The 26,163-nt window shown below is 54.6% G+C and carries 26 protein-coding genes; 19 read left to right on the top strand and 7 right to left on the bottom strand.

From position 1 onward, the window contains the following. Positions 1 to 114: 114 nt before the first annotated feature. From J4617_RS07580 to J4617_RS07610, 7 genes are all read left to right on the top strand, one after another. Positions 115 to 1,383: an SLC13 family permease gene (locus J4617_RS07580; RefSeq protein WP_000433390.1), complete on the top strand. Its 1,269-nt coding sequence runs from the start codon at positions 115 to 117 to the stop codon at positions 1,381 to 1,383. A 32-nt stretch (positions 1,384 to 1,415) separates the two neighbouring features. Then, positions 1,416 to 2,315, top strand: a complete 900-nt coding sequence (gene ttdA, locus J4617_RS07585) for a L(+)-tartrate dehydratase subunit alpha (RefSeq protein WP_000045349.1) — start codon at positions 1,416 to 1,418, stop codon at positions 2,313 to 2,315. After that, the gene (ttdB, locus tag J4617_RS07590; RefSeq protein WP_000162405.1) at positions 2,315 to 2,932 is read left to right on the top strand and encodes a L(+)-tartrate dehydratase subunit beta; all 618 of its coding nucleotides are present in this window, start codon (positions 2,315 to 2,317) and stop codon (positions 2,930 to 2,932) included. Before ttdA ends, ttdB begins: the two co-directional genes overlap by 1 nt. A gap of 156 nt (positions 2,933 to 3,088) precedes the next feature. Further along, complete coding sequence (locus tag J4617_RS07595; RefSeq protein WP_000180123.1) at positions 3,089 to 3,331, top strand: oxaloacetate decarboxylase subunit gamma; 243 nt, start codon at positions 3,089 to 3,091, stop codon at positions 3,329 to 3,331. A gap of 15 nt (positions 3,332 to 3,346) precedes the next feature. Further along, a complete protein-coding gene (oadA, locus tag J4617_RS07600; RefSeq protein WP_017465409.1) occupies positions 3,347 to 5,122 on the top strand; it encodes a sodium-extruding oxaloacetate decarboxylase subunit alpha in 1,776 nt (591 codons plus the stop codon). Between the two features lie 12 nt (positions 5,123 to 5,134). Beyond that, positions 5,135 to 6,436, top strand: coding sequence for an oxalacetate decarboxylase subunit beta (locus J4617_RS07605; protein ID WP_017465410.1), 1,302 nt, complete (start codon positions 5,135 to 5,137; stop codon positions 6,434 to 6,436). 19 nt (positions 6,437 to 6,455) lie between these two features. Next, positions 6,456 to 7,187: a triphosphoribosyl-dephospho-CoA synthase gene (locus tag J4617_RS07610; protein WP_000602033.1), complete on the top strand. Its 732-nt coding sequence runs from the start codon at positions 6,456 to 6,458 to the stop codon at positions 7,185 to 7,187. A gap of 33 nt (positions 7,188 to 7,220) precedes the next feature. Here J4617_RS07610 and degS read toward each other — a convergent pair whose 3' ends face one another. The 3 genes from degS to zapG form a co-directional block, all read right to left on the bottom strand. Beyond that, entirely contained in the window at positions 7,221 to 8,291 is a 1,071-nt protein-coding gene (gene degS, locus J4617_RS07615) for an outer membrane-stress sensor serine endopeptidase DegS (RefSeq protein ID WP_000497705.1), read from the bottom strand. Positions 8,292 to 8,383: 92 nt separating this feature from the next. Further along, positions 8,384 to 9,751, bottom strand: coding sequence for a serine endoprotease DegQ (gene degQ, locus J4617_RS07620; protein ID WP_000716690.1), 1,368 nt, complete (start codon positions 9,749 to 9,751; stop codon positions 8,384 to 8,386). A 156-nt stretch (positions 9,752 to 9,907) separates the two neighbouring features. Then, positions 9,908 to 10,306 (bottom strand): Z-ring associated protein ZapG, encoded by a 399-nt coding sequence (gene zapG, locus J4617_RS07625; protein WP_001519074.1) that lies wholly within the window; start codon positions 10,304 to 10,306, stop codon positions 9,908 to 9,910. A 192-nt stretch (positions 10,307 to 10,498) separates the two neighbouring features. Here zapG and zapE point away from each other — a divergent pair, with 192 nt between their 5' ends. From zapE to nanQ, 12 genes are all read left to right on the top strand, one after another. Continuing rightward, positions 10,499 to 11,623, top strand: a complete 1,125-nt coding sequence (gene zapE / locus J4617_RS07630) for a cell division protein ZapE (RefSeq protein WP_001191223.1) — start codon at positions 10,499 to 10,501, stop codon at positions 11,621 to 11,623. Positions 11,624 to 11,910: 287 nt separating this feature from the next. Further along, positions 11,911 to 12,339, top strand: a complete 429-nt coding sequence (rplM, locus tag J4617_RS07635; protein ID WP_000847559.1) for a 50S ribosomal protein L13 — start codon at positions 11,911 to 11,913, stop codon at positions 12,337 to 12,339. Between the two features lie 15 nt (positions 12,340 to 12,354). Next, positions 12,355 to 12,747 carry a 30S ribosomal protein S9 gene (gene rpsI, locus J4617_RS07640; protein WP_000829815.1) on the top strand — a complete coding sequence of 131 codons (393 nt, stop codon included), beginning with the start codon at positions 12,355 to 12,357 and terminating at the stop codon, positions 12,745 to 12,747. Between the two features lie 199 nt (positions 12,748 to 12,946). Then, the gene (locus J4617_RS07645; protein ID WP_000950539.1) at positions 12,947 to 13,699 is read left to right on the top strand and encodes a DUF695 domain-containing protein; all 753 of its coding nucleotides are present in this window, start codon (positions 12,947 to 12,949) and stop codon (positions 13,697 to 13,699) included. 262 nt (positions 13,700 to 13,961) lie between these two features. Next, positions 13,962 to 14,600 carry a stringent starvation protein SspA gene (sspA, locus tag J4617_RS07650; RefSeq protein WP_000257298.1) on the top strand — a complete coding sequence of 213 codons (639 nt, stop codon included), beginning with the start codon at positions 13,962 to 13,964 and terminating at the stop codon, positions 14,598 to 14,600. Between the two features lie 5 nt (positions 14,601 to 14,605). Continuing rightward, a complete protein-coding gene (gene sspB, locus J4617_RS07655) occupies positions 14,606 to 15,106 on the top strand; it encodes a ClpXP protease specificity-enhancing factor (RefSeq protein ID WP_000366112.1) in 501 nt (166 codons plus the stop codon). A 108-nt stretch (positions 15,107 to 15,214) separates the two neighbouring features. After that, on the top strand, positions 15,215 to 16,006 hold the full coding sequence (gene nanR, locus J4617_RS07660) for a transcriptional regulator NanR (RefSeq protein ID WP_000382926.1): 792 nt from the start codon (positions 15,215 to 15,217) through the stop codon (positions 16,004 to 16,006). 134 nt (positions 16,007 to 16,140) lie between these two features. Continuing rightward, positions 16,141 to 17,034, top strand: coding sequence for an N-acetylneuraminate lyase (gene nanA / locus J4617_RS07665; protein WP_001029665.1), 894 nt, complete (start codon positions 16,141 to 16,143; stop codon positions 17,032 to 17,034). A 115-nt stretch (positions 17,035 to 17,149) separates the two neighbouring features. Continuing rightward, positions 17,150 to 18,640 carry a sialic acid transporter NanT gene (gene nanT / locus J4617_RS07670; RefSeq protein WP_000108071.1) on the top strand — a complete coding sequence of 497 codons (1,491 nt, stop codon included), beginning with the start codon at positions 17,150 to 17,152 and terminating at the stop codon, positions 18,638 to 18,640. 46 nt (positions 18,641 to 18,686) lie between these two features. Continuing rightward, complete coding sequence (locus tag J4617_RS07675; protein ID WP_000054439.1) at positions 18,687 to 19,376, top strand: N-acetylmannosamine-6-phosphate 2-epimerase; 690 nt, start codon at positions 18,687 to 18,689, stop codon at positions 19,374 to 19,376. Continuing rightward, positions 19,373 to 20,248: an N-acetylmannosamine kinase gene (gene nanK, locus J4617_RS07680; protein ID WP_017465411.1), complete on the top strand. Its 876-nt coding sequence runs from the start codon at positions 19,373 to 19,375 to the stop codon at positions 20,246 to 20,248. Before J4617_RS07675 ends, nanK begins: the two co-directional genes overlap by 4 nt. Continuing rightward, entirely contained in the window at positions 20,245 to 20,712 is a 468-nt protein-coding gene (gene nanQ, locus J4617_RS07685) for an N-acetylneuraminate anomerase (RefSeq protein ID WP_000979905.1), read from the top strand. The genes nanK and nanQ overlap by 4 nt, the downstream gene beginning before the upstream one ends. A gap of 82 nt (positions 20,713 to 20,794) precedes the next feature. Here the strand turns inward: nanQ and J4617_RS07690 are convergent, their stop codons facing one another. From J4617_RS07690 to gltD, 4 genes are all read right to left on the bottom strand, one after another. Beyond that, positions 20,795 to 22,075, bottom strand: a complete 1,281-nt coding sequence (locus tag J4617_RS07690) for a cytosine deaminase (protein ID WP_017465412.1) — start codon at positions 22,073 to 22,075, stop codon at positions 20,795 to 20,797. After that, positions 22,062 to 23,315, bottom strand: a complete 1,254-nt coding sequence (gene codB / locus J4617_RS07695; protein ID WP_017465413.1) for a cytosine permease — start codon at positions 23,313 to 23,315, stop codon at positions 22,062 to 22,064. The genes J4617_RS07690 and codB overlap by 14 nt, the downstream gene beginning before the upstream one ends. Before the next feature lie 115 nt (positions 23,316 to 23,430). Continuing rightward, positions 23,431 to 24,534 carry a PDDEXK nuclease domain-containing protein gene (locus J4617_RS07700; RefSeq protein WP_208290681.1) on the bottom strand — a complete coding sequence of 368 codons (1,104 nt, stop codon included), beginning with the start codon at positions 24,532 to 24,534 and terminating at the stop codon, positions 23,431 to 23,433. A gap of 206 nt (positions 24,535 to 24,740) precedes the next feature. Then, complete coding sequence (gene gltD / locus J4617_RS07705) at positions 24,741 to 26,159, bottom strand: glutamate synthase subunit GltD (RefSeq protein WP_000081635.1); 1,419 nt, start codon at positions 26,157 to 26,159, stop codon at positions 24,741 to 24,743. Positions 26,160 to 26,163: the final 4 nt, after the last annotated feature.

Genomic DNA, 26,163 nt, shown 5'->3' on the forward strand with positions numbered 1-26,163 from the left:
CCCACTCCTGCATCTTTCCTGAGAAACGATTTGACTTAGTTTTTTTATGGGAATAATTTCTCCCTGTCAACATTGGATACAATATCATATATCATTGATTGGATAATTATAAATATGGAACCCATTACCCTTACCTTATGTTTATTGGTGTTCGCTATCGTCATGTTTGTATGGGAAAAAGTGCCACTGGCCGTCACTTCCATGATTGTCTGCGTGGCCTTAGTGATCACCGGCGTTCTGAATATCAAACAGGCCTTTGCTGGCTTTATCGACACTAACGTCATCCTCTTTGTCGCGATGTTCATCGTGGGCGGCGCGTTGTTCGAGACCGGTATGGCAAACAAAGTGGGCGGCGTCATCACGCGCTTCGCGAAAACAGAAAAACAGCTGATCTTCACCATTATGGTGGTGGTGGGTTTGATGTCTGGCGTCCTTTCTAACACCGGTACCGCTGCGGTTTTGATTCCGGTGGTGATCGGCGTGGCGGCAAAATCGGGCTTCTCGCGTTCTCGTCTACTGATGCCGCTGGTTTTCGCCGCTGCGTTGGGCGGTAACCTGTCGTTAATTGGCGCGCCGGGAAATCTTATCGCGCAGTCTGCGCTACAGAATATTGGCGGCGGCTTTGGCTTTTTTGAATACGCAAAAATCGGTCTCCCGATGCTCATCTGCGGCATTCTCTACTTCCTGACTATTGGCTATCGCTTTCTGCCGAATAATGCGACCGGCGGTGAGGTGGGGAGCGTCGGGGAGCAACGTGACTACAGCCATGTTCCACAGTGGAAACAACGGCTCTCACTCGTGGTGTTGATCGCAACGATCCTCGGCATGATCTTTGAGAAGAAGATCGGTGTCAGCCTGGCCGTGACCGGTTGTATTGGCGCTCTTGTGCTGGTAGTAAGCGGCGTACTCACGGAAAAACAGGCCTATAAAGCCATTGATTCACAGACTATTTTTATCTTTGGCGGCACCCTGGCGCTGGCAAAAGCGCTGGAAATGACCGGGGCAGGTAAGCTGGTTGCGGACTATGTAATCGGCATGCTGGGGCAAAACTCCTCACCGTTCATGTTGCTGATCGCCGTTTTCGCCTTATCCGTTGTGATGACCAACTTTATGTCCAATACCGCAACGACAGCGCTGTTGGTGCCGGTGAGTTTGTCCATTGCCGCAGGTATGGGGGCCGACCCGCGTGCGGTTCTGATGGCGACGGTCATTGGCGGTTCCTGCGCCTACGCAACCCCTATCGGTATGCCTGCCAACATGATGGTGCTCTCCGCGGGTGGCTATAAATTTGTCGACTACGCTAAGGCCGGTATTCCCCTGATTATCGTTTCAACCATTGTCAGCTTGATCCTGCTGCCAATCCTTTTCCCTTTTCATCCGTAATTAACGGAAGCTGTTCTGACTAAGGAGCATTTATGAGCAAAAGTGAACAGATATCCCATATGACCGACGTTATGGCCAAGTTTGTGGGATATACCGGCAAAGTTTTGCCTGATGATGTCACTGCAAAACTGGAAGATTTGCATAAGAAAGAGACCAGTAAACTGGCCGACGTCATCTTTACTACCATGATTGAGAACCAGCGTCTGGCGAAAGAGCTGGATCGACCTTCCTGCCAGGACACCGGTGTCATTCAGTTTCTGGTGGAGTGCGGGACGAACTTTCCGCTGATTGGCGAGCTGGAAGCGTTGTTGCGTGAGGCGGTGATCAAAGCAACTGTAGATTCTCCGCTGCGCCACAACAGCGTAGAAACTTTTGATGAATACAACACCGGTAAAAACGTGGGTAAAGGTACGCCGACGGTCTTCTGGGAGATCGTTCCCAATTCCGATCAGTGCAGCATTTATACCTATATGGCGGGCGGCGGTTGTTCTCTGCCGGGGAAAGCGATGGTGCTGATGCCGGGTGCTGGCTATGAAGGCGTGACCCGCTTTGTACTGGATGTGATGACCAGCTACGGCCTCAACGCGTGTCCGCCGCTGCTGGTTGGCGTGGGCGTAGCGACCTCTGTTGAAACGGCGGCACTGCTATCGAAAAAAGCGCTGATGCGTCCGATCGGTTCGCATAACGAGAATGAGCGTGCAGCCTCGCTGGAAAAAATGCTGGAAGACGGCATTAACAAAATTGGCCTGGGGCCGCAGGGGATGTCCGGTAATACCTCCGTTATGGGCGTGAACATTGAAAACACCGCGCGTCATCCTTCTACCATCGGCGTGGCGGTAAACGTCGGCTGCTGGTCGCACCGTAAAGGGCATATCGTTTTCGATAAAGATTTGAATTACACCATTACGTCTCACAGCGGAGTGAATTTCTGATGACTAAAAAAATCCTGACTACGCCAATTAAAGATGAAGATTTAGCGGATATTAAGGCTGGCGATATTATTTATCTCAACGGTCATATTGTTACCTGCCGTGACGTAGCCCATCGCCGTTTAATTGAAGGTGGTCGCGAACTTCCGGTAGATGTTCGCGGCGGCGCTATTTTACACGCTGGCCCCATTGTCCGCCCAATTAAAGGCGAAGACGATAAGTTTGAAATGGTCTCCGTTGGACCAACCACCAGCATGCGTATGGAGAAATTCGAAAAAGAGTTTATTGCGCAAACCGGTGTCAAATTAATTGTTGGTAAAGGCGGTATGGGTAAAGGTACCGAAGAGGGCTGTGCTGAACACAAAGCGCTGCACTGCGTATTCCCTGCCGGTTGTGCGGTTGTAGCCGCCGTGTGCGTGGAAGAAATTGAAGATGCCCAATGGCGCGATCTGGGGATGCCGGAAACGCTGTGGGTCTGTCGGGTTAAAGAGTTTGGCCCGCTGATTGTTTCTATTGATACCCATGGGAATAATCTGTTTGAACAGAACAAAATTATTTTTAATCAGCGTAAAGAGATCGTCGCTGATGAAATATGCCAGAACGTAAGTTTCATCAAATAAACCTGATTACGTAAATTGCACGATAATGGTGGTAATACGTTATGACGATAATAATAACCAAGGGCTCTGGCCGGGGGCGGCTCAGGGAAATCCACCCTTATTATTTCATCGTCATAAATAGCCCCATTATCGTGCCTCCTGCCTGAAGGCTATTTTATGACTAATGCAGCTCTGCTATTAGGTGAAGGCTTCACCCTGATGTTCCTCGGCATGGGATTCGTGCTGGCGTTTCTGTTCCTGCTGATTTTCGCCATCCGCGGCATGTCCGCCGTGATTACTCGCTTCTTCCCGGAACCCGTCGCCGCGCCCGCACCGCGTGCCGTTCCCGTCGTGGACGACTTCACCCGCTTAAAGCCGGTGATTGCCGCCGCCATTCACCATCACCGCCTTAACGCTTAATTCCCGGAGGGATCCATGACTATTGCCATTACCGACGTCGTCCTGCGTGACGCCCACCAGTCCCTGTTCGCCACCCGCCTGCGTCTTGACGATATGCTGCCGATTGCCGCTCAGCTCGACGACGTGGGCTACGGCTCCCTCGAATGCTGGGGCGGCGCCACCTTTGACGCCTGCATCCGTTTCCTCGGCGAGGACCCGTGGCTGCGCCTGCGCGAACTCAAAAAAGCCATGCCCAAAACCCCGCTGCAGATGCTGCTGCGCGGCCAGAACCTGCTCGGCTACCGCCACTACGCCGATGATGTGGTGGAGCGCTTCGTTGAGCGGGCGGTGAAAAACGGCATGGACGTGTTCCGCGTCTTCGATGCCATGAACGACCCGCGCAATATGAAAGCCGCCCTGCAGGCGGTGCGCAGCCACGGCGCGCACGCCCAGGGGACCCTGAGTTACACCACCAGCCCGGCGCACACCCTGCAGACCTGGCTGGATTTAACGGAGCAACTGCTGGAAACCGGCGTTGACTCGATTGCCATCAAGGATATGTCCGGCATTCTCACGCCGATGGCGGCGTATGAGCTGGTCAGCGAAATCAAAAAACGTTTTGAGGTGCGCCTGCACCTGCACTGTCATGCCACCACCGGGATGGCGGAGATGGCCCTGCTGAAGGCCATTGAAGCGGGCGTCGACGGCGTCGACACGGCGATTTCCTCCATGAGCGCCACCTACGGCCACCCGGCCACCGAAGCGCTGGTGGCAACGCTTGCCGGCACGGAACACGACACCGGGCTGGATATCCTGAAGCTGGAAAACATCGCCGCGTACTTCCGCGAGGTGCGCAAAAAGTATCACGCCTTTGAAGGCCAGCTGAAAGGCTATGACAGCCGTATTCTGGTGGCCCAGGTGCCGGGCGGAATGCTCACTAACCTCGAAGGCCAGCTGAAGCAGCAGAACGCGGCGGACAAGCTGGACCAGGTGCTGGCGGAAATCCCCCGCGTGCGCGAGGACCTCGGCTTTATCCCGCTGGTGACCCCCACCTCGCAGATTGTCGGCACCCAGGCGGTGCTCAACGTGCTGACCGGGGAACGCTACAAAACCATCGCCAAAGAAACCGCCGGCATTCTGAAAGGCGAGTACGGCCACACCCCGGTGCCGGTTAACGCCGCGTTACAGGCCCGCGTGCTGGAAGGGGGCGCTCCGGTGACCTGCCGTCCGGCGGATTTACTCAAACCGGAACTGGCTGAACTGGAAGCGAACGTCAGGCGCCAGGCGCAGGAGAAGGGCATCACTCTGGCGGGAAACGCCATCGACGACGTGCTCACCGTGGCGCTGTTCCCGCAAATCGGCCTCAAATTCCTTGAGAACCGCAATAACCCGGCGGCGTTTGAGCCACTGCCGCAGGCGGAAGCCGCGCAGCCGGTGGCAAAAGCAGAGAAGCCTGCCGCTTCCGGTATCTACACCGTGGAAGTGGAAGGCAAGGCCTTTGTGGTGAAGGTCAGCGACGGCGGCGATATCAGCCAGCTTACTGCGGCTGTTCCGGCGGCCTCTTCCGCACCGGTTCAGGCTGCCGCTCCCGCAGGCGCCGGCACCCCGGTCACCGCGCCGCTGGCGGGCAACATCTGGAAGGTGATTGCCACCGAAGGCCAGACGGTGGCCGAAGGCGATGTGCTGCTGATTCTGGAAGCCATGAAGATGGAAACCGAAATCCGCGCCGCGCAGGCCGGGACGGTACGCGGTATCGCGGTGAAGTCCGGGGATGCGGTTTCCGTGGGCGACACCCTGATGACGCTGGCGTAACGGAGAACTGAAATGGAAAGTCTGAACGCCCTGCTTCAGGGCATGGGGCTGATGCACCTTGGCGCGGGCCAGGCCATCATGCTGCTGGTCAGCCTGCTGCTGCTGTGGCTGGCGATAGCGAAGAAGTTCGAGCCGTTACTGCTGCTGCCGATAGGCTTCGGCGGTCTGCTCTCCAACATCCCGGAAGCGGGTATGGCGCTGACCGCGCTGGAAAGCCTGCTGGCGCATCACGACGCCGGGCAGCTGGCGGTGATTGCCGCGAAGCTTAACTGCGCGCCGGACGTGCACGCCATTAAGGAAGCATTAGCGCTGGCGCTGCCGTCGGTGCAGAGCCAGATGGAGAACCTGGCGGTGGACATGGGCTACACGCCGGGGGTGCTGGCGCTGTTCTATAAAGTGGCGATTGGCTCCGGCGTCGCGCCGCTGGTCATCTTTATGGGCGTCGGCGCGATGACCGACTTCGGCCCGCTGCTGGCCAATCCGCGCACCCTGCTGCTCGGCGCGGCGGCGCAGTTCGGCATCTTCGCCACCGTGCTGGGGGCGCTGACGCTGAACTACTTCGGCCTGATTTCCTTCACCCTGCCGCAGGCGGCGGCCATCGGCATCATCGGCGGCGCGGACGGCCCGACGGCGATTTATCTGTCGGGCAAGCTGGCGCCGGAGCTGCTGGGGGCCATCGCGGTGGCGGCGTACTCGTATATGGCGCTGGTGCCGTTAATCCAGCCGCCGATTATGAAGGCGCTGACCAGCGAGACGGAGCGGAAAATCCGCATGGTGCAGCTGCGCACGGTGAGTAAGCGGGAAAAAATCCTCTTCCCGGTGGTGCTGTTACTACTGGTGGCGCTGCTGCTGCCGGACGCCGCGCCGCTGCTGGGGATGTTCTGCTTTGGCAATCTGATGCGCGAAAGCGGCGTGGTGGAGCGTCTGAGCGACACGGTACAGAACGGGCTGATTAATATCGTGACCATCTTCCTCGGGCTGTCGGTGGGCGCAAAACTGGTGGCGGACAAGTTCCTGCAGCCGCAGACGCTGGGCATTCTGCTGCTGGGGGTGATTGCGTTCGGGATTGGGACGGCGGCCGGGGTGCTGATGGCGAAGCTGATGAACCTGTGCAGTAAGAACAAAATCAACCCGCTGATTGGCTCCGCCGGCGTGTCGGCAGTGCCGATGGCGGCCCGCGTATCGAACAAGGTGGGCCTGGAGTCGGACCCGCAGAACTTCCTGCTGATGCACGCGATGGGGCCGAACGTGGCCGGGGTGATTGGCTCGGCCATTGCGGCGGGCGTGATGCTGAAATACGTGCTGGCGATGTAATCCAATCTAACCGGGGGCAGTGATTCTGCTCCCGCAAAATGAGGACACAGTAATGAGTGAAATGGTTGCGTTTCGGCAAGGTACATCCATGCCATCCAGAGAAACCATCTTGCGTTATGTTGTTGAGACGGTGAATCAGATAACTGAGCTTGAGCCAGCACTGCATTTGCTGCCGTGGTCTGGCGTCAACTCAGCAATATATGAGCAACGTTTTGCACAGTGTTACGACGAGGGGCTTTGTGCCGCACAGACGTCGGCACCGAATGTTCCGCAGGGGATTCTGCCATCGACCGATTGGGCTCAGGGTATCGGGTTACTCTGTTTTGCCGCAGGGTATATGAGCGCAGGCGAGCGGCCATTAACACACAATCAGTTATGCGATTTCGTCAAACAGGCGGCTGTTGGTTTATCGCCGATTGAGGAGGAGGCGGCGAGCGGTTTCTCGACGGTACGTAGTATTGCATTACCCGTATTCAGGCGATTACAACGCGATGGTCACGCGTCTCGGATCCTGCTGTTACAAACGTTGCTGCATCTGGTCGCCTGGAAAAGCGCATCGCAGTATGCGCGTCAACAGGCGCAACGACTGCTCTGGATGGGCGGCATTCTGGGGGAAGGGGGCGAGTCTGGCTTATTGGCACTCGATAAGGCGCTGCGTGAAGAGGCCGTCGGGGAGAAAAGTCTCCCCGCTCTGCTGATCTTCACGAGTTTCCTGGCGCATTTTCCGGCAGGGCCAGTCTTTATTGACTAGTCGTCGAACGACGCAGGCAAAAGCTGCGTCGTTTTAGTTCGACGCCGGGTATTCCTGCACCGTCACCTGGAACGTGAGCTGCTTATCATCTCGCATCACCACGACCGGAATGACAGAGCCCGGGCGGATTTCCGCCACCTGATCCATCGTCTCCAGCGCGGACACGGCGGGTTTATTATTGACCGAAATAATCAAATCATTAACCTGAATACCGGCAAGCGCGGCGGGGCCGTTTGGCGTTACTTCATTAACGACAATGCCCTGAATCGGGTCCATGCCGCTACCCTGCTGCGCGTGCAGCGGCGCGATTTCTCGTCCGCCAATACCGATATAGCCGCGAATCACGCGACCGTCGCGGATAAGCTTATCCATAATTTTCGTGGCTAGCTGGAAGGGAATCGCAAAACCAAGGCCTTCCGGCGTTTCGCCATCGTTACTCTTATCAAAAGAGAGGGTGTTGATCCCCATCAGTTCGCCTAACGAGTTGACCAGCGCGCCGCCGGAATTACCGTGGTTAATCGAGGCGTCGGTCTGGAGAAAATTCTGTCGCCCCGTCGGGTTCAGGCCGATACGACCCGTTGCGCTGATGATTCCCTGGGTGATGGTCTGTCCCAGATTATATGGGTTGCCGATAGCCAGTACGACGTCGCCAATATGCGGTGTACGCTTTGTATTAATCGGGATGGTAGGCAGCCCGCCAGTGGCGTTGATCTTCAGCACCGCCAGGTCGGTAAGCGAATCGGAGCCAACCAGTAGTGCTTCAAAGACGCGGCCATCCTGTAGCGCGACGATAATCTGATCGGCATCGTTAATCACGTGCTTGTTGGTAATAATATAACCGCGTTGATCCATGATCACGCCGGAACCCAGCGTGCGGATCTCCAGTTGATTATGCGCGGTACTGTTCATACTGCGGTTATAGACGTTGACGACGGCAGGCGCGGCGCGGCGAACCGCAAAATTATAACTGGCTGGCGTCTCATCGGTACTGTCGAATTGCGGGACGGCGATAGGATTAATTTTGCGCAAAGAAGGCATGACGGCCAACAGAATAGCGCCGACAATTAAACCTATTGCGACCGAACGTAAGAGCTTCACAAACATGATGGAGGCGTCGTTAAAAAAGGGAACGGCAGCAGCATACCATGAGTTAACCGGACATCACATCGCAGGCTGATGCCCGGTTTAAGACAGGATTAGCGCAGCAATAGATAAATGTTCTCGTTGCCGCGTACTACCTGAAGAGCAATGATGGACGGTTTTGCCGCCATCACTTTACGCATTTCGGCGATAGAACTGATGCGATCGCGATTAACGCCGATGATAACATCATCTTTTTGCAAACCGGCCTGCGCGGCAGGACTGCTTTTTTCGACGCTATCAACCTTAACGCCTTTCGTCCCGTCTTTCAGTTGGCCGTCGCTCAACGTCGCGCCTTGCAACGCCGGGGCGATCATTTCGGCGCTGGCGGAAGAAGAGGTATTGGAATCCAGCGTGACTTCCACCTCCAGCGGCTTACCATCGCGCAGCAGGCCCAGCTTCACTTTCGTGCCCGGTTCGGTGGTGGCGATACGTGAACGCAGTTCGGCAAAGCTATTCAGCGGCTTACCGTTAAGACTGATAATCACGTCTCCGGATTTCACCCCGGCCTTCGCCGAACCTGAATTGGGTAAAACCTCGCTGACAAAAGCGCCACGCTGAACGTTCAGTTTGAATGCCTTGGCGATATCAGCGGTCATTTCAGTGCCTTTAATTCCCAGCAATCCGCGTTTGATTTCGCCGAACTGAATCAACTGCTGCGCCAGCGTCTGCGCCATATTGGAAGGAATAGCAAAGCCAATGCCGATGCTCCCGCCCCCTGGCGCGAGGATCGCGGTATTAATCCCGATCAGCTCGCCGTTCAGGTTAAGCAGCGCGCCGCCGGAGTTGCCGCGGTTAATAGAGGCATCGGTTTGAATAAAGTTCTCAAGCCCTTCCAGATTAAGCCCGCTGCGTCCCAGCGCTGAAATAATCCCGGAGGTGGCGGTTTGTCCAAGACCAAACGGATTACCGACCGCCACGGCGAAATCGCCGACGCGGAGTTTGTCGGAATCGGCGATGGCAATTTGCGTTAACTTGCTGGGATTCTGAATTTGTAACAGAGCGATATCGCTCTGGTCGTCGCCGCCGATCAGCTTCGCGTCGAATTCGCGTCCGTCATTCAGTTGAATGCTGATCTTCTGTGCCTGATTAATCACATGATTATTGGTTAATACATAGCCTTTCGCGGCATCGATAATCACCCCCGAACCGAGTCCTTCAAACGGCTGGGACGGCTGGTCTGGCAGATCCTCGCCAAAGAATTTTTTAAACTCCTCCGGCACTTTTTGGCTCTGGGCGGCGGTTCCCTCGACTTTTACGCTGACGACAGCAGGCAGCACTTTCTCCAGCATAGGGGCAAGGCTTGGCAGCGTCGCCTGGCCTGGCACCTGGCCTGGTATCGATGCAAGGGCTGGAAACGGCGCCGAAAGAGTTAACCCGACACTTAACGCTAATGCACTTAACAGCTGGGTGTGTTTTTTCATGGATGCTGCTCTCGTACCTTGAATGAACGGATAGACAATTCAAAACAGATTGATGTTATTGAATTTTCAGCCTGGTAACAATGATAATAGCTGGGACAGGAAAGATAGAGAGAGGGCGCAAGCGATGCGCCCGATAAATTTCTTAACGGCGTGCGATTAATCGCGTTTCGCGCCGCTACGTAACAGGCCAGACGCGCCTTCAGAATAATCACGTGGCATTTGTACTGGCGCCTGATCGTTGCTCGCCTCAGACTCCGCCAGACGGTTACGGAACGGATTCGACTCCGCAGACATTTCCGGCAGCAGGCTGCTGGAGCTTTTCGCCATATGCTGATACAGCTGGCGGTAATCATGCGCCATGGTATCCAGCAGTTCCGCGCTGCGGGCAAAGTGGCTAACCAGCTCTTCACGGTACTCTTCCAGCTCAGCTTTGTTTTTTTCCAGTTCGTACTGCAATGCCTGCTGTTGACGTAACTTACGATTACCAAAACGCATGGCCACGGCACCAATGATGATACCGACGACTAATCCAATTAGCGCATATTCCCAGGTCATGAACATCTCCCGTTGTCTTATGTTTCCGTAGGGTGTTGGCTCCAGGCTCCATGCCCGCGCCTGATTATGCCACTATAACCGCTAATTTCGTAGAAGTGGAATCCCGACAGCATATCGCGTAGTGTAGAACGGCCTTTTTTTCGTCAGCCGTGAACGACGGCACATCGATTTTCAAGGAATAACAATAACATTATGCAAAGCCTTTCCCCTACATCGCGTTATCTCCAGGCACTCAACGAAGGCACCCATCAGCCTGACGACGTACAGAAAGAGGCGGTCGACCGTCTGGAAACCCTTTATCAGGCGCTCACCGCGAAAAAATCGTCGGCTACGCCACCCGGCGGTCTGATAGCGCGACTGGGGAAATTATTAGGCAAAAACGAACCGGACGCGCAAATACCGGTTCGCGGGCTGTATATGTGGGGGGGCGTGGGGCGCGGCAAAACCTGGCTCATGGATCTCTTCTACCACAGCCTGCCGGGCGAGCGAAAACTACGCCTGCATTTTCATCGGTTTATGCTGCGCGTGCATGAAGAACTTACCGCGCTACAGGGACAGATCGATCCGTTAGACATTATTGCCGATCGGTTTAAAACCGAGACGGACGTACTGTGTTTCGATGAGTTTTTCGTCACCGATATTACCGACGCCATGCTGCTGGGCGGTTTAATGAAAGCGCTGTTTGCACGCGGCATTACGCTGGTCGCGACCTCCAATATTCCGCCGGATGAACTCTACCGCAACGGTTTGCAACGCGCCCGCTTCCTGCCGGCTATCGATGCCATTAAACAGCACTGCGACATTATGAATGTGGACGCCGGCGTCGATTACCGGCTGCGGACGCTGACGCAGGCCCATTTATGGCTAACGCCGCTTAATAATGAAACCCGGCGGCAAATGGATAAACTGTGGCTGGCGTTAGCGGGGGCCGCACGAGAACACGCTCCGACGCTGGAAATCAATCATCGCCCTTTATCCACCCTGGGCGTTGAAAACCAAACGTTAGCGGTCTCTTTCGCTACGCTGTGCGTCGAGGCCCGCAGCCAGCATGATTACATTGCGCTCTCAAGGTTATTTCACACGGTTCTGCTGTTTGACGTGCCGGTCATGACGCCGCTGATGGAGAACGAAGCGCGCCGCTTTATTGCGCTGGTGGATGAGTTTTACGAGCGCCACGTTAAGCTGGTGGTCAGCGCCGCCGCGCCGTTATATGAGATTTATCAGGGGGAGCGCCTCAAGTTTGAATTTCAGCGCTGTCTGTCACGCCTGCAAGAGATGCAGAGTGCGGAGTACCTCAAGCGGGAGCATATGCCGTAAGCCGGACAAGCGCAGCGCCCCGGCATTCTGTGCAACCTCCCCGACCGAGGGTGAACCAGGCCTGAACAAAACCCGCGGCAAATCGCAAAAAGGGGTCGATCTTTGACCTGGACTTCTCTATAATCCTGCGACCCCACGTTACAAGAGAGTTTTTTCCCAAACTTTCTCTGTGCCGGCCAAACATATCCGAGGGGGTAGGTTTACCGGACTTTGTCGTGTGAACCTCAACTATTTAAAACGTTTGGGTGTTCACCAACGTGTAACTTATTTATTTGGGTAAGCTTTTAATGAAAACTTTTACAGCTAAACCAGAAACCGTAAAACGCGACTGGTATGTTGTTGACGCGACCGGTAAAACTCTGGGCCGTCTGGCTACTGAACTGGCTCGTCGCCTGCGCGGTAAGCACAAAGCGGAATACACTCCGCACGTAGATACTGGTGATTACATCATCGTTCTGAACGCTGACAAAGTTGCTGTAACCGGCAACAAGCGTACTGACAAAGTGTACTATCACCACACCGGCCACATCGGTGGTATCAAACAAGCGACCTTTGAAGAGATGATTGCCCGCCGTCCTGAGCGTGTGATTGAAATCGCGGTTAAAGGCATGCTGCCAAAAGGCCCGCTGGGTCGTGCTATGTTCCGTAAACTGAAAGTTTACGCGGGCAACGAGCACAACCACGCGGCACAGCAACCGCAAGTTCTTGACATCTAATCGGGATTATAGGCAATGGCTGAAAATCAATACTACGGCACTGGTCGCCGCAAAAGTTCCGCAGCTCGCGTTTTCATCAAACCGGGCAACGGTAAAATCGTTATCAACCAACGTTCTCTGGAACAGTACTTCGGTCGTGAAACTGCCCGCATGGTAGTTCGTCAGCCGCTGGAACTGGTCGACATGGTTGAGAAACTGGATCTGTACATCACTGTTAAAGGTGGTGGTATCTCTGGTCAGGCTGGTGCGATCCGTCACGGTATCACCCGCGCTCTGATGGAGTACGACGAGTCCCTGCGTGGCGAACTGCGTAAAGCTGGCTTCGTTACTCGTGACGCTCGTCAGGTTGAACGTAAGAAAGTCGGCCTGCGTAAAGCACGTCGTCGTCCGCAGTTCTCCAAACGTTAATTGTTTTCTGCTTCGGCAGACAACTGTTAGCGAAAAAACCCGCTTCGGCGGGTTTTTTTATGGCTAAAGTCCGAATCCAGTCTCTTTTCCTCCCTATCTTTAGCATTATTCTCATCTTATTCATCTTTCATGCACGCTCAGAGAAAAGGAAGTCGCAGTGGGATTTTTTAACTCATTGTTTACTAAGAAAGAGTCGTTAATGCTGTCGAATAAATGGGAATTCTTTATAACAACGGTGGATGACCATGTTACGGGGATACGTGTGGATATCGGCGCCATTCAGGATGAAAAATTTGATCGCCTTATCCATACCGGGTTCTTACGTGTTCATTACACCAACTGTTATGAAAATGGTTTACCGCAGCCCGATGAAACACAGCGTTTAAATCGTATAGAGGACTGGCTTGATGAAAAGGGGAAGACGTTTCCGATCTGGCTGGTGGGTGTGGTTACCCAACAAGGCTGGCGCGATTTTGTGTTCATGTCGGAAGAGGATCTTAACTGGGAAAAGACGCTGGATAAATTGCTCGCTGGTGGCCCGGAAATCTCTTTTAGTTATAGAGAGAGTCACAATGATAAAGGAAACTTTTACCGCCAGTTCTTGTATCCAACCCGATACGACTGGAACTGGATACACGATTCCCGTGTGTGCCGGGGATTACAGGAACAAGGTGATGATCTGACGCTTCCGCGCGCTATTGATTATTATGCGACATTGCCTACAGAGGTCGCAGCGCGCGACCTGGCGCAAGATATTGCTGCATTACCGTATGGCATAACGCTGGTCAGTATTCGAATGAATGACCCGCAACAGGGGTTTATGGCGTCTTTTATCAGCACCGATGCTCCGCAACAATGGCATATGACAGAAATCACTTGCCAGCTTACCGATCTGGCTGAAAAACATGGCGGCAGTTTTGATGGCTGGGGCGCACCGGTAGTACAGGCATAACAGGCGAAAGACAATATCTCAGGTGGGGCGAGCATTTCAGACCAGGAATATCTCTTTTTCCTCATTTCCAGAATCGACTCACCACAAAGGTCACAAAATCTGGTAAACTATCATCCAATTTTCTGCCCAAATAGCGGGGAATGTTCATTTTTTGTCTCGTTTCTGAGCAATGATGGCTTTTTTCGCCCTGGGTGACATAACATCTGGCTGGTCACATTGTGGCTGGTAGCAGTAAAAATTCTGAATATACCTGGAGGTTTTCATGGCTGTCGCTGCCAACAAACGTTCGGTAATGACGCTGTTTTCTGGTCCTACTGACATCTATAGCCATCAGGTCCGCATTGTGTTGGCTGAAAAGGGTGTTAGTTTTGAGATCGAACATGTGGAAAAGGACAATCCACCTCAGGATCTGATTGACCTCAACCCGAATCAAAGCGTTCCGACACTGGTGGATCGTGAGCTGACCCTGTGGGAATCTCGCATCATTATGGAATATCTGGATGAGCGTTTCCCTCATCCGCCGCTGATGCCGGTTTATCCGGTCGCGCGCGGTGAAAGCCGTCTGTACATGCACCGTATTGAAAAAGACTGGTATACGCTGATGAACGTCATCGTAAACGGGTCTGCTTCCGAGGCCGACTCTGCGCGTAAACAACTGCGTGAAGAGCTGCTGGCGATTGCGCCGGTATTTGGTCAGAAACCGTATTTCCTGAGCGACGAATTCAGCCTGGTTGATTGCTACCTGGCGCCTCTCTTGTGGCGTTTACCGCAGTTGGGTATTGAATTCAGCGGCGCAGGGGCGAAAGAGCTGAAAGGCTATATGACCCGCGTCTTTGAACGTGATTCTTTCCTGGCTTCTTTAACCGAAGCTGAACGTGAAATGCGCCTCGGTCGGGGTTAACCTGTATGGATTTGTCACAGTTGACGCCGCGTCGTCCCTATCTGTTGCGTGCTTTCTACGAGTGGTTGCTGGATAACCAGTTGACTCCGCATCTGGTGGTGGATGTGATGCTGCCTGGCGTGCATGTCCCTATGGAATATGCGCGCGATGGGCAAATCGTCCTCAATATTGCGCCGCGGGCGGTAGGTAATCTGGAGCTGTCTAATGATGAAGTGCGTTTTAATGCGCGCTTCGGCGGCGTTCCCCGTCAGGTTTCTGTGCCTTTGGCTGCGGTGCTGGCGATTTACGCCCGTGAAAACGGCGCAGGCACCATGTTTGAGCCTGAAGCCGCCTATGATGAAGACGTTGTCAGCTTAAATGATGATGACAATACCGCAGGCGCGGAAAGCGAGACCGTGATGTCCGTCATTGATGGCGATAAGCCCGACCACGATGACGACAGTAGTCCTGATGACGAGCCGCCTCCGCCGCGTGGCGGACGTCCGGCACTGCGCGTAGTAAAATAATCAACAGGCCCTGAAGGGCCTGTTTTGTTTGGCCTCCTCGCGGGTTCACCCTGCTTTTGAAGCTGTGTTACGATAAGCTTGCTATTATTTGCCACCGACCACTCATGAATGGACGTTATGAACGCATTTGATTCGCAAGCAGAAGATTCACCGACATCCCTCGGGCGTAGTTTGCGCCGCCGCCCGCTGGCGCGTAAAAAACTGTCTGAAATGGTTGAGGAAGAGCTGGAGCAGATGATCCGCCGTCATGAGTTTGGCGAGGGAGAACAGCTACCGTCTGAACGTGAATTAATGGCCTTCTTCAATGTGGGACGTCCCTCCGTGCGTGAAGCGTTAGCTGCGCTGAAACGTAAAGGTCTGGTGCAAATCAATAACGGCGAACGCGCCCGCGTCTCGCGCCCCTCTGCTGATACCATCATCAGCGAACTGTCGGGTATGGCGAAAGATTTTCTTACTCATCCTGGCGGCATCGCTCACTTTGAACAGCTACGGCTTTTCTTTGAATCCAGCCTGGTACGCTATGCGGCGGAACATGCCACCGACGAGCAGATCGCGTTGTTAACGAAAGCGCTGGAAATTAATAGCCAGTCGCTGGATGACAACGCGCTGTTTATTCGTTCGGATGTCGAGTTTCACCGGGTGTTGGCTGAAATTCCCGGCAATCCGATCTTTATGGCTATTCATGTTGCTCTGCTGGACTGGCTAATCGCCGCTCGCCCAAGCGTTCCCGATCGTGAGCTGCATGAACATAATAACGTGAGTTATCAACAGCATATTGTGATTGTTGATGCCATTCGCCAGCGAGATCCCGATAAAGCGGATCGCGCTCTGCAAACCCACCTCAATAGCGTTTCCGCTACCTGGCACGCACTCGGTAAAAAAAGTCAAAAAATGCGGTAGCGATCGCACCTCCGATCCCGGTTTAGTGAAGCAGATCGCACTATAAGCGTTCTGTATTATTTGCTGCTTATTTGATCTGGTATAACAGGTATAAAGGTAGGTAGTTAATATATTCATCATCCGTAGAGGTAGGTATGGCAAAAGCATTGCAAGGCGTAATGGCGGCGTTGTTGACCCCATTTGATCATCAGCAGCAACTGGATAGCGAAAGCCTGCGCCGTCTGGTGCGTTTTAACATCGGGCAGGGTATCGACGGGCTGTACGTTGGCGGTTCCACCGGGGAAGCATTCGTACAGAGCCTTGCTGAAAGAGAGCAGGTACTGGAGATTGTCGCCGAAGAGGCGAAGGGAAAAATCACGTTGATCGCCCATGTCGGGACGGTAAGCACCGCAGAAAGCCAGCAGCTTGCCAGCGCCGCAAAGCGTTACGGTTTTGATGCGGTCTCTGCGGTGACGCCTTTTTATTACCCTTTCAGTTTTGAAGAGCACTGTGACCATTATCGGGCAATCATTGATTCCGCAGATGGATTGCCGATGGTGGTATACAACATTCCGGCGTTAAGCGGCGTAAAACTTACCCTCGATCAGATCAATACGCTGGTGACATTACCGGGCGTGAGCGCGCTGAAGCAAACCTCCGGCGATCTCTTCCAGATGGAGCAGATCCGCCGCGCGCATCCGGATCTGGTGCTGTACAACGGTTATGACGAAATCTTCGCTTCCGGCCTGCTGGCGGGCGCGGACGGCGGTATCGGCAGCACATACAACATTATGGGCTGGCGTTATCAGGGGATTGTTCAGGCATTACGTGAGGGCGATGTGGCGAAAGCGCAGCGCCTGCAAACCGAGTGCAATAAGGTTATTGATTTACTGATTAAAACCGGCGTATTCCGCGGCCTGAAAACGGTCCTGCATTATATGGACGTGCTATCGGTGCCGCTGTGTCGTAAACCGTTTGCGCCTGTTGATGAAAAATACCTGCCGGCGCTCAAGGCGCTGGCTCAACAACTGATGGAAGAAAAGGCGTAACAGCATAATGCCGGGGGCGCTACGCTTGCCCGGCCTACAACAGTGCGAACAGTAGGCCGGATAAGGCGGAGCCGCCATTCGGCATAACGACAACAAAAATCGTCGGGAGAGTAAAATGAGTACTTCTACCCAGAACATCCCGTGGTATCGCCATCTCAACCGGGCGCAGTGGCGGGCATTTTCCGCTGCCTGGCTGGGATATCTGCTTGATGGTTTTGATTTTGTGTTAATTGCTCTTGTACTGACTGAGGTACAAAGCGAATTTGGGCTGACGACGGTACAGGCGGCAAGCCTGATTTCTGCGGCTTTTATCTCTCGCTGGTTCGGCGGGTTATTACTGGGCGCGATGGGCGATCGCTATGGGCGTCGTCTGGCGATGGTCAGCAGCATCATTCTGTTTTCGGTGGGAACCCTGGCATGCGGGTTTGCGCCCGGTTACACCACCATGTTCATCGCCCGACTGGTGATTGGTATGGGCATGGCGGGCGAATATGGTTCCAGCGCGACCTATGTGATTGAAAGCTGGCCAAAACATTTACGCAATAAAGCCAGCGGTTTTCTGATTTCCGGCTTCTCCGTCGGCGCGGTCGTTGCCGCGCAGGTGTACAGCCTGGTGGTGCCTGTCTGGGGCTGGCGCGCGCTGTTTTTCATTGGCATTTTGCCAATTATCTTCGCTCTCTGGCTGCGGAAAAACATTCCGGAAGCGGAAGACTGGAAAGAGAAACACGCGGGTAAAGCGCCGGTACGCACGATGGTCGACATTCTTTATCGGGGCGAGCATCGCATCATCAACATTTTAATGACTTTCGCCGCCGCCGCTGCGCTGTGGTTCTGTTTTGCCGGTAACCTACAAAATGCTGCGATTGTGGCGGGGCTGGGACTACTGTGCGCGGTTATCTTTATCAGCTTTATGGTGCAGAGCAGCGGTAAACGCTGGCCCACTGGCGTCATGCTGATGCTGGTGGTACTGTTTGCTTTCCTCTATTCCTGGCCGATTCAGGCGCTATTACCCACTTATCTGAAAACCGAGCTGGCCTACGATCCGCATACGGTGGCGAATGTCCTGTTCTTTAGCGGATTTGGCGCGGCGGTTGGTTGCTGCGTAGGCGGTTTTCTTGGCGACTGGCTGGGAACGCGTAAAGCATATGTCTGTAGCCTGCTGGCCTCGCAAATCCTCATTATTCCGGTCTTTGCGATTGGCGGCACAAACGTCTGGGTTCTGGGTCTGCTACTGTTTTTCCAACAGATGTTGGGGCAGGGGATTGCCGGGATTCTACCGAAACTGATCGGCGGTTACTTCGATACCGATCAGCGCGCGGCGGGGCTGGGCTTTACTTATAACGTCGGCGCGCTCGGCGGCGCGCTGGCGCCGATCCTGGGAGCGCTGATCGCTCAACGTCTGGATTTGGGCACTGCGCTGGCATCGCTCTCTTTCAGCCTGACGTTTGTCGTGATCCTGCTTATTGGGCTTGATATGCCGTCTCGCGTACAGCGTTGGCTACGTCCGGAAGCGTTACGCACCCACGATGCTATTGACGACAAACCGTTCAGCGGAGCCGTACCGCTTGGCAGTGGTAAAGGTGCCTTTGTAAAAACGAAAAGTTAATCCGCTTGCCCGGTTTTTAACCGGGCAATATCTGTAAGGGAGTAGTATGTCGTTACTTGAACAACTGGATAAAAATATTGCCGCTTCTGGCGGCCTGATTGTCTCCTGCCAGCCCGTTCCGGGCAGTCCGCTGGATAAGCCGGAGATTGTAGCGGCAATGGCGTTGGCAGCGGAACAGGCGGGCGCGGTTGCGGTGCGTATTGAAGGCATAGACAACCTGCGTATGACCCGCTCGCTCGTTTCGGTACCCATTATCGGCATTATCAAACGCGATCTGGACGACTCTCCAGTGCGCATTACCCCTTTTCTCGACGATGTAGATGCGCTGGCACAGGCCGGAGCAGCTATTATCGCCGTTGATGGAACCGCTCGGCAACGGCCGGTAGCCGTTGAGGCGTTGTTGGCGCGCATTCATCACCACCATCTACTGGCGATGGCCGACTGCTCATCCGTGGACGATGGTCTCGCCTGTCAACGGTTGGGCGCGGACATTATCGGCACGACAATGTCCGGCTACACCACCCCCGATACGCCGGAGGAACCCGATCTGCCCTTAGTCAAAGCGTTGCATGACGCCGGATGCCGGGTAATAGCCGAAGGGCGCTATAACTCGCCAGCACTGGCAGCGGAGGCGATCCGCTATGGCGCATGGGCGGTGACGGTGGGGTCCGCCATTACCCGTCTGGAACATATCTGTGGATGGTATAACGACGCATTAAAAAAGGCGGCGTCATGACTACGTTAGCAATTGATATTGGCGGGACTAAACTTGCCGCCGCGCTCATCGACAAAAACTTGCGCATTAGCCAGCGTCGCGAGCTACCGACCCCCGCGAGCAAAACGCCGGATGCGTTACGTGAAGCATTAAAGGCGCTGGTTGAACCACTACGGGCAGAGGCGCGTCAGGTAGCGATAGCTTCTACCGGGATCATTCAGGAAGGGATGCTGCTGGCGCTAAACCCCCATAATCTGGGCGGCTTGCTACACTTTCCGTTAGTACAAACACTGGAAACGATCGCTGGCCTGCCGACGCTGGCGGTGAACGACGCGCAGGCGGCGGCCTGGGCCGAGTATCACGCGCTCCCTGATGATATCCGCGATATGGTATTTATCACCGTTTCAACCGGCGTTGGCGGCGGCGTTGTCTGCGACGGCAAACTCCTTACCGGAAAAGGCGGTCTGGCCGGGCATCTGGGACACACCCTGGCGGACCCACACGGGCCCGTATGCGGCTGTGGACGCGTTGGCTGCGTAGAGGCCATCGCCTCCGGACGAGGGATGGCCGCGGCGGCGCGGGACGATCTGGCGGGATGCGACGCCAAAACCCTATTTATTCGCGCTGGCGAAGGTCATCAGCAGGCGCGATATCTGGTAAGCCAATCCGCGCAGGTAATAGCGCGGATGATCGCCGATGTGAAAGCGACTACCGACTGCCAGTGTGTGGTCATTGGCGGCAGCGTAGGGTTAGCTGAGGGATACCTGGAGCAGGTTCGCGCGTTTTTGATGCAAGAGCCTGCGCCTTATCACGTGGCGCTGAGCGCCGCTCGCTATCGGCATGACGCAGGATTATTAGGCGCTGCGTTGTTAGCTCAAGGAGACACATTATGATGATGGGGGAAGTACAGTCGTTGCCTTCTTGCGGGTTGCATCCGCGATTGTTGGATGCCTTGACTCTCGCGCTGGCGGCAAGGCCGCAGGAGAAAGCGCCGGGGCGCTATGAATTGCAGGGCGACAATGTCTTTATGAATGTAATGCAGTTAACGACGCAAATGCCGGCCGAGAAGAAAGCGGAATTGCATGAACAATACATTGATATTCAGCTACTACTAACCGGCGTCGAGCGTATTGCGTTTGGGATGTCCGGTGCCGCTCGCCAGTGCGAGGAGATGCACGTTGAAGAGGATTACCAGCTTTGTAGTCAAATTGTCGACGAGCAGACTATTACGCTGCAAGCGGGGATGTTTGCTGTGTTTATGCCGGGAGAACCGCATAAACCGGGATGTGCAGTGGGTGAGCCAGATGACATCAAAAAAGTGGTAGTGAAAGTACGCGCCAGTCTGCTGGCGGCCTGAATCTCTTGCCGGAGCAGTCTTCCGAACGCAGCCCCTTACGGGGCTGCGTGGTGAATGTGCCGGAGAGCGCGGGTATGACGGGTTAACGCTTAAACGTCACGGCTTCCGGCTGGGTCAGGTGCAGCGTCGTCTGGCTCGGCACCGTCTCGGCAATAACCCGCCCGTGGCGAATCGAGTAACGGGCAGGCGTCTGGCGACGTACCGCATCGAATCCATTCTCAGCGGGTAAGATAACCAGATTCGCGGCATTGCCGACGCTCAGACCGTAGTCCTGTAAATGCAGGGTTTTTGCGCTGTGGGTAGTGATCAGATTTAACCCGTCGTTGATTTGCCCATACCCCATCAACTGGCAAACGTGTAACCCCATATGCAACACCTGCAGCATATTTGCTGTGCCTAATGGATACCACGGGTCGAAGACGTCATCATGGCCAAAGCAGACGTTGATCCCCGCCTCCAGCATCTCTTTCACTCGCGTGACGCCACGACGTTTCGGGTAAGTGTCAAACCGCCCTTGCAGATGAATATTCACCAGCGGGTTGGCGACGAAGTTAATCCCCGACATTTTCAACAGGCGGAACAGGCGTGACGCATACGCGCCGTTGTACGAGTGCATAGCCGTGGTGTGGCTGGCGGTCACGCGCGCCCCCATGCCATCACGATGCGCCAGCGCCGCGACCGTTTCGACAAAGCGAGACTGCTCGTCATCAATTTCGTCGCAGTGCACATCGATCAAGCGATCGTATTTCTGCGCCAGGGCGAAGATTTTGTGCAGCGATTCAACGCCATATTCCCGAGTGAACTCAAAGTGCGGAATGGCGCCAATAACGTCAGCGCCCAAACGCACGGCTTCCTCTAACAGCGCTTCACCGTTGGGATAAGACAGAATACCTTCTTGCGGAAAGGCGACGATTTGCAGGTCTACCCACGGCGCAACCTCTTGCTTCACTTCCAGCATGGCTTTCAGCGCGGTGAGCGTAGGATCTGAAACGTCAACGTGAGTACGAACGTACTGGATGCCGTTAGCCATCTGCCATTTCAGGGTCTGCATCGCGCGCGCTTTCACATCTTCATGCGTGAGCATTGCTTTACGTTCTGCCCAGCGCTCAATCCCTTCAAACAGTGTGCCGGACTGGTTCCAGCTCGGTTCACCCGCCGTTTGCGTGGTATCCAGGTGGATATGTGGCTCAACAAACGGTGGAATAGCCAGGCCGCCTTCGGCATCAAGCACTTCGCCCTGCGGTAACGATGCGGCTTCCTGAGGCTCAATCCGGCTAAAGCGCCCGTTTTCAATCGTAAGCTGCCATAATCCTTCGTGTCCCTGCAGACGCGTCTGACGAATGGTGATGTTATTGTTCTGCATGGCTGACCTCTGGTGATTTAGCAAGGCTGCGGTTGAAAAGTGGATTCAGCAGGATATAGCTGAAGACGCCGCCGAGTACGGCGTTGACGGGCACAATACCAGGAGCATAATGTCCGGCGGCGATGCCCAGCGCGACGGAAAGAATAGCAATCCAGTTAACGGGAATAAAGCGCACGGTGTTGAAGTCGGCATAGCGGCGGCGGTTCAACAGATAGTCGGCAATAATCACTCCGCCAATCGGTGGGATGGCAGATGACAGGAACGTCAGCCAGCCGACAAAATTATTGTAAAGCCACAGCGCGCACACGGTACCGATAATCCCGTTCACCACCGACAGCGTGCGGCTGGAAAGACCGGTAATATTGGCGAAGCCCAGACCCGATGCGTACAGCGCGTTATCGTTGGTGGTCCATATATTCAGGCCGAGCACCACAATCGCGGGCAGCAGCAGCCCCTGCGCTATCATCACGTCAGAGATATCCGCCTGACCGACAGCGGCAGCGCCTGCCGCGCCAAAGATAAACATCAGCGAGTTGCCGAGGAAAAAAGCGATCATCGCAATCAGTACGGCGCTTTTGGCATGACGCCCGAAGCGGACGAAGTCGGCGGTCAATGTACCGGCGCTGACAAACGATCCCACCACCAGCGCCAGCGCGCTGGAAAAATCCAGCGGCGTCTGCGGCACTATCGTTTTTAAATGCTCCAGCCCACCCACGCCGCTGATCGCCAGCCAGACGGAGTAGCTGCCCAGTATAACGATCGCGGGTACGGCAATGATAGACAAAATGGTCAACGCCGAGATGCCGAAAAAAATGGTCAGGGTCATCAGTAGACCCGAAACGGCAATCAGAATATTGGCATCAATGCCCGTCGCTTTACTGACCGGAATAGCGAACATCGCTACGCCAACGCCAAACCAGCCTACCTGTGTGCCGCCTAGCAGCAGCGAGGGAAGCCATGATCCTTTAACGCCAAAGGAGTAACGTGCAAGGAGGTGGGTGGAGAGTCCGGTTTTTGCGCCGATGTAACCAAGAAATGCAGTGTAGATACCGAGGAGGAGATTACCGAAGAGAACTGCGAGGAAGAAATCATTATAAGAAAGACCGGTGCCGAGTGTCCCTCCGGTCCACATACTGGCGGAAAAAAACGTTAAACCCAACATGACAAACGTCAGTGGAATCACGCCCTTCCGCGCCGCCAGAGGGACGGGGCCCTGGCTATAATTGTTGTCCTGCGACACAACGCCTCCATGAATTTTGCCCAAAAAATCCGCCGCATAATATACAGTTCTCAGAATAAAGCAAACGTTTTCGTATGATATTTTTTTGATAATTATTCATGGCATTAATTGTTCGCTAGTTTTTCTCCGTTGTCAGTGAACCACCGCGTGTGAGTTGAGTTTCCAGCATGGTTTGCGAACGAATAAGTTCGTCTGTGAGTAATTTTTCGTCGGGCAACTGCACTTTGTATTCGCTCGCCATGATGGTGTTTGGCAGGCCAGTCAGCGCGTAATGCGCTTCCCCCGCGCCTTTCCCTGCGCACAAAACCAGGCCGACTGGCGGGTTTTCTCCGGGTATTGTCCAGTGCTCTTTGGCATAGTTCAGGTACATATTCATCTGCCCGGCATCCGCATAACCGAATTTGCCTACCTTCAGGTCAACGAGCAACAGGCAGCGCAAGCGACGATGGAAGAACAGCAGATCGACGCGGAACCAGCTATCGTCTATGCGTAGTCGGCGTTGGCGGCCAACAAAAGCAAAATCGTCACCGAGCTCCAGCATAAAGTCCATCAGGTGGCTGAGCAGCGCGTCTTCGAGGTCTGATTCGGAATACTCGTCCTTCAGGTTAAGAAATTCCAGAATGAACGGGTCGCGTATGGCTTGCTCCGGCAAAACGTTTGGCTCGGCGGGTGCAGGCTGCTGCAACATGGCGGATTTGTCGTGGGACAGTAGCGTTCGTTCGTAAAATTGAGTGGCGATTTGCCGATCGAGTTGCCGTACGGACCAGCCGTTACGTAGCGTCTCTTTCTCGTAAAAAGTGCGGGCATTGGGATTTTTTACCGACAAGAGGCGGACATACGCCGACCAGGGGAGTGGGAATGTTTTGGCGAGCGGTATGAGATTTGAAGATTCCGCAGACAGTGTCTGCGGAATTTCAATATGTTGAAAAAAAAGATAAAATGTACGAATTTGCCATAGGTTTCTGGTGGAAAAACCGCGCTTATAGCGCTGACTTAAATCTACCGATAATCGTTCGATAAGCTGGGTGCCATAGGCCGCTCGCGCTTCTCCTCCCTGTTCAAATTCGACAATGCGTCGGCCAATTTCCCAGTAGGTGGCAGTCATAATGGCATTGATGCTGCGCACGGTCTCGGTACGTGCCGTATCGACCAGACGAATAATACCGTCATGAATTTGCTGATATTCATCAGACTGTGGCGCTAAAGTTGGATTCGTCATGTCATCCCTTACGTGATAGTTTCATTGTGAAATTAGAACGCTATCAATACGCTTCAGGCGTAAACGGATCAATCTATGAACGGATTTTACATGGCATTACATCTCGATTTACGAGCGGGTTTCCAGAATCGGCAGGAGAGATATTGAGGAGAGGAATATCGGCTCCCCAGCCATCAGCCAAGGCAGTAAGCGGGGAGCCGGAAGGGTTATACTTCGAGGTAGTTCATAATCCCGTCAGCCGCTTTACGGCCTTCCGCAATCGCCGTCACCACCAGATCGGAACCGCGCACGATGTCGCCACCGGCGAAGATTTTCGGGTTGCTGGTCTGGAAAGCATTATCGCTGCGTTCCGGCGCGATAATTCGTCCCTGCGAGTCCAGTTCCACGCTGTGTTTCGCCAGCCATTCCATGCTGTGTGGACGAAAACCAAACGCCATCACCACCGCATCAGCCGGAACCACATGCTCGGAACCGGCGACGATCTCTGCCCGCCGACGGCCTTTGGCATCCGGTTCGCCCATTTCAGTGCGCACCATTTTTACGCCGCTCACTTTGCCGTTGGCATTGACTTCAATGCCCAGCGGTTGAACGTTAAACTGAAATTCGACACCTTCCTCGCGCGCGTTCTTCACTTCGCGTCTGGAGCCCGGCATGTTCTCTTCATCACGACGATAAGCACAGGTTACGTGCGTTGCGCCCTGGCGTATGGAAGTGCGTACGCAGTCCATTGCGGTATCGCCGCCGCCCAGCACCACCACGCGTTTGCCTTCCATGCTGACATATGGTTCGTCGCTGGTTTCGCCAAACCCCATGATCTGCTTCGTATTGGCGATCAGGAACGGCAGAGCGTCGAAAACCCCGTCCGCATCTTCATTTTCCAGCCCGCCGCGCATCGACTGATAGGTGCCGACGCCAAGGAATACCGCATCGTAATCTTTCAGCAGATCTTCAAGCTGTACATCACGACCCACTTCGGTATTAAGTTTGAACTCAATACCCATGCCGGTGAAGATCTCACGGCGGCGGGTCATGACTTCTTTCTCCAGCTTGAAGGCCGGGATACCGAAGGTCAGCAGACCACCGATTTCCGGATGGCGATCAAAGACCACCGCCTTCACGCCGTTGCGGGTCAGCACGTCGGCGCACGCCAGCCCTGCCGGACCTGCGCCGATTATCGCTACCCGTTTGTCCGTCTGGCGTACGCCGGTCATATCCGGGCGCCAGCCCATCTCAAACGCTTTATCGTTGATATAGCGCTCAATGTTACCGATGGTCACTGCGCCGAACTCATCGTGCAGCGTACAGGAGCCTTCGCACAGGCGGTCCTGCGGGCAGACGCGGCCACACACTTCCGGCAGGGTGTTGGTCTGGTGCGATAGCTCAGCCGCCTCAAAAATACGCCCTTCGTTAGCCAGTTTCAGCCAGTTCGGGATGTAGTTATGTACCGGACATTTCCACTCGCAGTAGGGGTTACCGCAGGACAAACAGCGATCCGCCTGGGCTTTCGCCTGACCTTCGGAAAACGGTTCGTAGATTTCAACAAACTCGATCTTACGGATCTTCAGCGGTTTCTTCGGCGGATCAACGCGCTGCAGGTCGATAAATTGATAAACATTCTGGCTCATTTCA

It is taken from the genome of Salmonella sp. 32010601201800023SM, assembly GCF_017572235.1.
Lineage (GTDB): Bacteria > Pseudomonadota > Gammaproteobacteria > Enterobacterales > Enterobacteriaceae > Salmonella > Salmonella enterica.